The sequence below is a fragment of the Escherichia sp. MR genome, from assembly GCF_005280595.1.
Lineage (GTDB): Bacteria > Pseudomonadota > Gammaproteobacteria > Enterobacterales > Enterobacteriaceae > Escherichia > Escherichia ruysiae.
On record NZ_SZVK01000084.1, the window covers coordinates 1 to 8,947 of the forward strand.

The window sequence follows — 8,947 nt, forward strand, 5'->3', positions numbered from 1 at the left end:
ATCGGTGGAGCTGCATGACAAAGTCATCGGGCATTATCTGAACATAAAACACTATCAATAAGTTAGAGTCATTACCAACCAGGCCAATTCAGCGCACGCTTTAATAGCATCCATAGTTTAAGAAAGTGACTGGATTACGCACAAATACACAATGTTGTATGTCCGCATTTTATAAAACGAATCAAAATTTTGGCTTTGTGTTGGTTATTTCTCTATGCCGAGACGCGAATCCGCCTTTGATTCTCTAAAATCGCCTCACTTTCAACGTTGCATCGTTGTGAAATCATGCATTAGATGTTAGAAAAACAATAAATAATGCGATATACGCGTTACTGTTTCGCTGTGAACAACAATCGGTAAAAGAAATGGATAAAATTCACGCAATGCAGTTGTTCATCAAGGTTGCGGAGCTGGAGAGTTTTTCCCGCGCGGCGGATTTCTTTGCATTGCCAAAAGGAAGCGTTTCGCGCCAGATACAGGCACTGGAACATCAACTTGGCACCCAGCTTCTCCAGCGCACCACGCGACGGGTCAAACTCACACCTGATGGCATGACCTATTACCAACGGGCAAAAGATGTGTTGAGTAATCTCAACGAACTGGACGGTTTATTTCAGCAGGGCGCCCCCAGCATCAGCGGTAAATTGCGCATCGATATCCCATCCGGGATGGCAAAAACCCTGCTACTGCCGCGTCTGCCCGAATTTCTCCATCAATATCCGGGAATTGAACTGGAATTAAGCAGCAATGACCGTCCGGTAGATATTCTTCATGATGGCTTTGATTGCGTAGTACGCACGGGAACGTTGCCCGACGATGGACTCATCACCCGTCCCCTCGGCAAACTGACGATGGTCAACTGCGCCAGTCCGCACTATCTGACGCGCTTTGGTTATCCGCAAAGTCCCGAGGACCTGACTTCGCACGCAGTAGTGCATTACACGCCACACCTGGGCGCGCATCCGTTGGGTTTTGAGGTTGCCAGTGTTAATGGCGTCCAGTGGTTTAAGTCCGGCGGCATGTTGACGGTAAACAGTAGAGAAAACTATCTTGCCGCCGGTCTGGCGGGACTGGGGATTATTCAGATCCCCCGCGTCACCGTACGCGAAGCCCTACGCGCCAGACAGCTTATCGAAGTGTTACCCAACTACCGCGCCGAACCACGTTCCATTTCTCTGGTTTACCCACAGCGTCGGGAGCTTTCCCGCCGTGTAAACCTGTTTATGCAGTGGCTGGCTGGTGTGATGAAAGAGTACCTGGACTGACCGACTATACTTTTTAAGAAAGACAACGACAGAAGGACTAAAGAGCGGATGACGCAGGAAAACGAGATTAAACGTCCCACCCAGGATCTGGAGCACGAGCCAATTAAGCATCTGGATAATAGCGATAAAGGCGGCAAAGTTAGCCAGGCGCTGGAAACCGTCACCACCACCGCCGAAAAAATCCAACGCCAACCGATCATCGCACACCTTATTCGCGCGACAGAACGCTTTAACGATCGGCTGGGTAACCAGTTTGGTGCGGCTATCACCTATTTCTCGTTTTTGTCGATGATCCCGATTTTGATGGTGTCGTTTGCCGCAGGGGGTTTTGTGCTGGCCTCCCATCCGATGCTGTTACAGGATATCTTCGATAAGATTCTGCAAAACATCAGCGATCCGACGCTTGCCGCCACGTTGAAAAACACCATCAACACTGCCGTTCAGCAGCGTACTACCGTAGGACTTGTCGGGTTAGCCGTGGCGCTATACTCCGGCATCAACTGGATGGGGAATTTACGTGAAGCAATTCGCGCCCAATCGCGCGATGTCTGGGAACGTTCGCCGCAAGATCAGGAGAAGTTCTGGGTAAAATATCTGCGTGACTTTATTTCGCTGATTGGTTTGTTGATTGCGCTGATTGTGACGCTTTCGATCACCTCGGTTGCCGGTTCTGCGCAACAAATGATTATTAGCGCGCTGCACCTTAATAGCATTGAGTGGCTGAAACCGACGTGGCGGTTGATTGGTCTGGCGATTTCTATCTTTGCCAACTATCTGCTTTTCTTTTGGATCTTCTGGCGCCTGCCGCGCCACCGTCCGCGTAGAAAGGCGCTGATTCGCGGGACATTCCTCGCAGCGATTGGTTTTGAAGTGATTAAAATCGTGATGACCTACACCCTGCCGTCGTTGATGAAATCCCCGTCTGGCGCAGCATTTGGTTCTGTGCTGGGGCTGATGGCGTTTTTCTACTTCTTTGCTCGTCTGACGCTGTTTTGTGCGGCGTGGATTGCCACCGCAGAGTACAAAGATGACCCGCGAATGCCGGGGAAAACGCAGCCTTAAAATATGCCGGATGCGGCGTAAACGCCTTATTCGGCCTGGCTCCCCGTAGGCCGGATAAGATGCGCCAGCATCGCATCCGGCTATAATGCGCACATAACCTCTTGAAACTCTTCCCCAGAGCCTCTTCAGCCATCTATTTGGGAGCAAACAATTTCATACCAACTCATAACCCCAGCATATAAATCCAGTTGGTAACTTTTATTTAACCTGAAACCAGTTTTATCCACTATTTATAAAATTATGTGAAGCATTTCATAGAAGAAAAATCACTAGCCTAAACATTATCCCCTTTTTGCCTGGTTTTTGACCATTCCCGCGATTTGTTACACATTGAAATATCACTTTTGCTGTGCGTAATATGGCTATTCGTTAGCCAAAAAATAAGAAAAGATTATGCAAGCAACAGCCACAACACTCGAAAATAACCAGGAATTCACGCCGGTAAACTCGCGTAATAAAGTCCTTGTCGCCTCTCTCATTGGCACGGCCATTGAGTTCTTCGACTTTTATATTTACGCCACTGCGGCCGTTATTGTGTTTCCGCATATCTTCTTCCCGCAGGGCGATCCTACGGCAGCAACGCTCCAGTCGCTCGCCACCTTCGCCATTGCCTTCGTCGCGCGCCCCATCGGCTCTGCCGTATTTGGTCATTTTGGCGATCGCGTTGGACGTAAAGCGACGCTGGTCGCCTCGTTGCTAACGATGGGAATTTCGACAGTGGTGATTGGTCTGTTGCCGGGCTATGCCACGATTGGTATTTTCGCCCCGCTGCTGCTGGCGCTGGCTCGATTTGGTCAGGGGCTGGGTTTAGGCGGTGAATGGGGCGGCGCGGCGCTGCTGGCAACTGAAAACGCCCCGCCGCGCAAACGTGCATTGTACGGCTCCTTCCCGCAACTGGGCGCACCGATTGGCTTCTTCTTTGCCAACGGCACTTTCTTGCTGCTTTCCTGGCTACTGACCGACGAACAGTTTATGAGCTGGGGCTGGCGCGTACCGTTTATCTTCTCGGCGGTGCTGGTGATTATCGGCCTGTATGTCCGCGTTTCACTGCATGAGTCGCCGGTGTTTGAGAAAGTCGCTAAAGCGAAAAAGCAGGTGAAAATCCCGCTGGGTACGCTGCTGACCAAACATGTTCGCGTAACCGTACTGGGTACGTTCATTATGCTGGCAACCTATACGCTGTTTTACATCATGACCGTCTACTCGATGACCTTTAGTACCGCCGCCGCGCCAGTTGGGCTTGGCCTGCCGCGTAACGAAGTATTGTGGATGCTGATGATGGCAGTGATTGGTTTTGGCGTGATGGTGCCAGTCGCCGGATTACTGGCTGATGCCTTTGGTCGCCGTAAAAGCATGGTAATCATCACGACGCTGATCATCCTGTTCGCGCTGTTCGCCTTTAACCCGTTGCTCGGTTCTGGCAACCCGATTCTGGTTTTTGCCTTCCTGCTGCTGGGGTTAAGTCTGATGGGGCTGACTTTCGGGCCGATGGGCGCGCTGTTGCCAGAACTGTTCCCGACGGAAGTGCGTTACACCGGAGCATCGTTCTCTTACAACGTATCGTCGATTCTTGGGGCTTCCGTTGCGCCGTATATCGCAGCCTGGTTGCAGACTAACTACGGGTTAGGCGCAGTGGGGTTATATCTGGCGGCGATGGCTGGCTTGACGTTAATTGCCTTGCTGCTGACGCATGAGACGCGGCATCAGTCGTTGTAAGTATCGTGCGGGCTGCCACCCTCACCCCAGCCCTCTCCCTGAAAGGGAGAGGGAGAAAAGCGGAGCGAGATGTTACATCGCGAACATAACAGCCCTCCCCCCCAGAAAGTGAACGGAAAAGCGGCACTCGTTATTTCAACACGCACAAAACAGTCCCCTCGCCCCTTTGGGGAGAGGGTTAGGGTGAGGGGAACACGCTGCTCCCGAATTCACCAGCAAATCTAATCCAACCCCATCACTTCTTCATCTGCGACAAAATCGTCCGACACTGATTAGCCTCCCCTTCTGAAGGTGAGATCAGCGCCAGTAACGCCGCCGCAGGCGTCACCAACGTTGCCAGTGCCGCCGCAACAGCGCCACGGGCAATCAACGGCCCGGCCTTCACACCAGCCTGCGGACTCTTAAACGTCCCACGCACATACAGCGGCGAACGCAGCGTGATAATACGAATCCCTTTACTCTCCGGATCAATAGTCAAATCCAGTTGCTCCGAAGCAAAACTTGCCGTGCCGGTAACGTTAATCAACGCGTTCTCAGTATCGAAAGCAAAAATCTGCGGGCGTGCCACGCCGTTGGCAATATTCAGATTCGCCGCCGCGCAGTTCACCCGCACCTCATCGTCACCAAATATCGCACCGACAATGTAGTTGCCGACATTCAGCCCAACAATCTCCATCAGGTTACGGCTCACCAGCCCGTCATTCATCAACAGTTTCAGGTTGCCGTTACTGTTGCCTAAAAGCGCCGCCACCGAGTTACCGCTACCGCGTAGTTCCGCGTCACCGTTCATTTCCCCCAGCGTCTTCTGCATCAGTTCCACATCGGGCATCAGTTCTTTCAGTTTCAGTCGACGAGCCTGAATATCTGCCCGCCCCTGCATCGGCTTTTTATCGCCTTCCAGATGAATATTCGCCGCAATGCTGCCGCCCGCCATGCCAAATTTCAGCGGTTGCAGGCGCAGGTCAGCATTTTTGAGGATAATATGAGTAGAAAGATCGCTAATCGGCAGGCTACTGCCATGCTCTATGCGCCGCCCTTTGAAACGAACATCAGCATCCATCGCATCCCATTTATCGGTTTCGAAGCGGTCATAAGGCAGCACTTTGCCCACAGGCTGAACGTTTTTCTCGCCCTTCTTCTGTTCAGAGCGTTTCGACTTTTCTACCCCTTCCCCGGAATCAACGCCAATCAATGGCCCCAAATCAGCCAGCCGCAACTGCCGTGACTCAACGTCACCTTCCAGTTTTGGTCGCGGCTTACCGGTGGTGTAGACCAGAGAACCGTGGATATCGCTATCGCCAATGCGCCCGTTAAAGCCGCGATAATCAAAGACCGACGATTTTTCAGTGTCGATTTTCGCTACCAGCCGACCATCCGTTTCAAACGGCGGGGTATCGGGCAGCAGAACGCCCGTCAGTTCATAGAGATCACCCAGCGAATCGCCGGAAAATTTAAGCCGTAAATCGACGCCGCCCATTTTCATTGGGTCATTCACGACGCCATCAAAAGCAACACGGGTATTACCGGAGCGAAAATCAGACTGCACCGGAAAAGGTGTTCCTTCGCCACGCAGCGCCAGCATACCGCCTATTTTTCCTGTACCCGTGAGCGGTTCGCCGTTATAGCGCCCCTGCGCTTTCAGGCCAAAAACGTAATCGCCTACCTTCTCTTTATCTGATTTACCTTTCGATCCAGTAACTTCGCTGAACGGCAACGGCTTGCCTAACGGATCGACAAAAATTTCCAGATCTGCTTTGCTTACTTTGTCATCAATAGCGATCCGCCCTTGATCGAAGAGAATATTATCCAGACGGAACGACCACGCCGACGGCTTTGCATTCGCGTCTTTGTTGTCATCGTTGGCGAGATTAAACGTCCAGTTATTGTTCTTTTCTGAGAGGCGAATCAGGCGCGCGTCGGGCTTTTCCAGCTTGATCCAGGACAGCCAGACCGTTTTAGTCAGCAACGCCAGCGGAGCCAGCGTCGCTTCTACGCGCGGTAAATGTACCATCGTCACTTCGGGAATATCCGGCGGGTTGCCGAGAATGATGTCTTGTGCGTGTACATGAGGCCACGGCACCCAGCTACGCCAGCCGGTTTCCTGCTTTTGCCGTTCCCACACCACGCCCAGATCGCCACGGATGGCGAAGGGGCGATTCAGTTCCGCAGAGACTTTCTGGTTGATGGTCGGTTTGAGACGGTTCCAGTCAAACGTTGCAATCAAAATGATCGCCACGACGATCAACAACAAGAAAGCCCCTGAAATCGCAGCGGTTATTTTGCCTGCTTTGCTCATAGTTCGCTTCCTCACATTCTTCCTGTGCCAGTCCTAAAGATAGTCCAGCCAGGCAGAAAATGAGGCGGCTTACAGAGCCAACGCCACCGAGTCCAGCGTTTCGATTGGTGCCGGACGTGAAAGAAACCAGCCTTGTGCGGCGAATGCGGGAGAATTTTGCACATCGCCCCACTCTTCCTCAGTCTCGATACCTTCGACGATCACCCCACGGCAGTAGCGGTTCATCAAATGCAAAAGCTGGGAAAAGAGCGTGCGACCTTCGGGCGACTGGCGCAACATCACAAACAGTTCGCGAGCGATTTTGATGTAGTCGTAACGCACTTCACTTAGCGCAGAGAAATTTGCCATCCCGGTGCCAAAATCATCCAGCCACAGTGGGCCAAATTCGCACATCGAGGCAAACGTTGAATCTTTCGGTAGACGGATGTGTTCCACCAGTTCGAAACGCAGCCAGGGAAGACGGTCAATCTGACGCAAAATTTCCGGCTGCTGACGTAGGGCAAGAAGCGTAGGTCCATCAATATTAACCGATGCCAGCAGGCCGTGCTCAACGAAGAATGCAGCTTTTTTCGCCAGTAAATCAATCTGTTCTTTCACCACATCCATACGATGCCTGACGGTGATTTCGGCAAAATAACGATCTGGCGGCAGCCGTTGCGAGGGATTATCAGGATGCGTGACAATGGTTAAAAGCTCCACGGCCATCAATCGTCCGGAAGTCTGGTAAATCGGCTGCCAGGTATAAACGCGCTCACACTGCAACCAAAAACGCCGTTCCTGCAAGCTCTCGATGCTTGTTTCAGGGTTGCTTATTCGCTGGATAACCTGCCTTATCATCGAAGATGTCCTGTGTTTAAAAGTGATGCTGCCCGGACTCGACAAATATTATCGGCGCGCCACGGCAGAACTTTACCGCCAGAGAGAAGTTAATTTGCCCACACAACGACGGAATCTTCCAGGAATACGTTCTGGCTCAAAAAAATAATGGAACAGCGTTTTAATATAGTTGACCAGCAAACCACCACAGCGCAAACTAACGCTAATTTTTTACAGATCAGGTTCACGACTATGTCCAAAAAGATTGCCGTGATTGGCGAATGCATGATTGAGCTTTCCGAGAAAGGCGCAAACGTTAAGCGCGGTTTCGGCGGCGATACCCTGAATACTTCCGTCTACATCGCTCGTCAGGTCGATCCTGCGGCATTAACCGTTCACTACGTAACGGCGCTGGGGACGGACAGTTTTAGTCAGCAGATGCTGGACGCCTGGCACGGCGAGAACGTCGATACGTCCCTGACCCAACGGATGGAAAACCGCCTGCCGGGTCTTTACTACATTGAAACCGATAGCACTGGCGAACGCACTTTCTACTACTGGCGTAACGAAGCCGCAGCTAAATTCTGGCTGGAGAGCGAGCAGTCAGCAGCAATTTGTGAAGAGCTGGCGAATTTCGATTACCTTTACCTTAGCGGGATTAGCCTGGCGATCTTAAGCCCGACCAGCCGCGAGAAGCTGCTTTCTCTGCTGCGCGAATGCCGTGCCAACGGCGGGAAGGTCATTTTCGACAACAACTACCGTCCGCGCCTGTGGGCGAGCAAAGAAGAGACGCAGCAGGTGTACCAGCAAATGCTGGAATGCACAGATATCGCCTTCCTGACGCTGGACGATGAAGACGCGCTGTGGGGTCAACAGCCGGTGGAAGACGTCATTGCGCGCACCCATAACGCGGGCGTGAAAGAAGTGGTGGTGAAACGCGGGGCGGATTCTTGCCTGGTGTCTATTGCTGGCGAAGGGTTAGTGGATGTTCCGGCGGTGAAACTGCCGAAAGAAAAAGTGATCGACACCACCGCTGCGGGTGACTCTTTCAGCGCCGGTTATCTGGCGGTACGCCTGACCGGGGGAAGTGCAGAAGAAGCAGCGAAACGTGGACATTTGACTGCAAGTACGGTTATCCAGTATCGCGGCGCGATTATCCCGCGTGAGGCGATGCCAGCGTAATGGTTTTTGGCGGAGAACGGGTAGATATTCGTTCTCCGTTAATCTTCTTGCAGGGATGAACCGAGCGGGGCTGATGATTTGAAATAAACTGCTGACGCATATCATTCAAACTGCGCGTAAATTTAAGCGGTTTCTCACCTTTAATTTCGACCGTGACGAAGACATTCCCATTAGTGTTAAATAAGTCAAAATAATAATCATGTTGATGACGATGATTAGTTTTAAATTGACGAAATGATAAATAGCAGCGGTCATCATAGGTAATTAAAAAATCATTTTCGCCGTACTCGTTTATCATCCTGTTTTTCAGGTTACCGTCGAAGAGAACTGTATACTTCGCTCTGTCAGCAAATAATTCGGCATCCGTTTCTCGGTTGATCGTATTGACACTGATACCGAATTCTATTTTACCTTGTCTTTATCGATATTATTTCTTGTACTGACATAAATATTATTCACATCCCAAAGTAAAAGAAAATTTTTGTTGCAGGAATAGAGAGCTGTTCAACAGAGAATCATAATCGGCAAGAACAGTGGGTAATGACTCCAACTTATTGATAGTGTTTTATGTTCAGATAATGCCCGATGACTTTGTCATGCAGCTCCACCG

At 51.2% G+C, this 8,947-nt stretch carries 8 protein-coding genes and 1 pseudogene; 5 read left to right on the forward strand and 4 right to left on the reverse strand.

Annotated elements, in window-relative coordinates; genetic code table 11:
* From FC814_RS23715 to FC814_RS21405, 4 genes are all read left to right on the forward strand, one after another.
* A partial coding sequence (locus FC814_RS23715; RefSeq protein ID WP_071528444.1) for an IS1 family transposase occupies positions 1–61 on the forward strand: 61 nt, incomplete at its 5' end.
* Positions 62–365: 304 nt separating this feature from the next.
* The gene (locus FC814_RS21395) at positions 366–1,265 is read left to right on the forward strand and encodes a LysR family transcriptional regulator (RefSeq protein ID WP_085461374.1); all 900 of its coding nucleotides are present in this window, start codon (positions 366–368) and stop codon (positions 1,263–1,265) included.
* A 48-nt stretch (positions 1,266–1,313) separates the two neighbouring features.
* Complete coding sequence (gene yhjD, locus FC814_RS21400; protein WP_000191243.1) at positions 1,314–2,327, forward strand: inner membrane protein YhjD; 1,014 nt, start codon at positions 1,314–1,316, stop codon at positions 2,325–2,327.
* A 393-nt stretch (positions 2,328–2,720) separates the two neighbouring features.
* Positions 2,721–4,043 (forward strand): MFS transporter, encoded by a 1,323-nt coding sequence (locus FC814_RS21405; protein WP_001149026.1) that lies wholly within the window; start codon positions 2,721–2,723, stop codon positions 4,041–4,043.
* 235 nt (positions 4,044–4,278) lie between these two features.
* Here the strand turns inward: FC814_RS21405 and FC814_RS21410 are convergent, their stop codons facing one another.
* Together FC814_RS21410 and pdeH are read right to left on the reverse strand one after the other, a co-directional pair.
* Positions 4,279–6,339 carry an AsmA family protein gene (locus tag FC814_RS21410; protein WP_137326441.1) on the reverse strand — a complete coding sequence of 687 codons (2,061 nt, stop codon included), beginning with the start codon at positions 6,337–6,339 and terminating at the stop codon, positions 4,279–4,281.
* Between the two features lie 69 nt (positions 6,340–6,408).
* Positions 6,409–7,176, reverse strand: coding sequence for a cyclic-guanylate-specific phosphodiesterase (pdeH, locus tag FC814_RS21415; protein ID WP_000621120.1), 768 nt, complete (start codon positions 7,174–7,176; stop codon positions 6,409–6,411).
* 231 nt (positions 7,177–7,407) lie between these two features.
* Here pdeH and kdgK point away from each other — a divergent pair, with 231 nt between their 5' ends.
* Positions 7,408–8,337: a 2-dehydro-3-deoxygluconokinase gene (gene kdgK / locus FC814_RS21420; protein WP_137326442.1), complete on the forward strand. Its 930-nt coding sequence runs from the start codon at positions 7,408–7,410 to the stop codon at positions 8,335–8,337.
* On the opposite strand, the pseudogene FC814_RS23720 reads toward kdgK, so the two are convergent.
* Together FC814_RS23720 and FC814_RS23725 are read right to left on the reverse strand one after the other, a co-directional pair.
* Positions 8,309–8,856 (reverse strand): annotated as a pseudogene (locus FC814_RS23720) (hypothetical protein). The gene kdgK and the pseudogene FC814_RS23720 sit on opposite strands and share 29 nt — an antisense overlap.
* Before the next feature lie 32 nt (positions 8,857–8,888).
* Entirely contained in the window at positions 8,889–8,945 is a 57-nt protein-coding gene (locus tag FC814_RS23725; protein ID WP_003032489.1) for an IS1 family transposase, read from the reverse strand.
* Positions 8,946–8,947 lie beyond the last annotated feature (2 nt).

Excerpts from the sequence above, each read along its gene's own strand:
- FC814_RS21395 (WP_085461374.1), top strand. The coding sequence starts at position 366 with ATGGATAAAATTCACGCAATGCAGTTGTTCATCAAGGTTGCGGAGCTG.
- yhjD (WP_000191243.1), top strand. The coding sequence starts at position 1,314 with ATGACGCAGGAAAACGAGATTAAACGTCCCACCCAGGATCTGGAGCAC.
- FC814_RS21405 (WP_001149026.1), top strand. The coding sequence starts at position 2,721 with ATGCAAGCAACAGCCACAACACTCGAAAATAACCAGGAATTCACGCCG.
- FC814_RS21410 (WP_137326441.1), bottom strand. The coding sequence starts at position 6,339 with ATGAGCAAAGCAGGCAAAATAACCGCTGCGATTTCAGGGGCTTTCTTG.
- pdeH (WP_000621120.1), bottom strand. The coding sequence starts at position 7,176 with ATGATAAGGCAGGTTATCCAGCGAATAAGCAACCCTGAAACAAGCATC.
- kdgK (WP_137326442.1), top strand. The coding sequence starts at position 7,408 with ATGTCCAAAAAGATTGCCGTGATTGGCGAATGCATGATTGAGCTTTCC.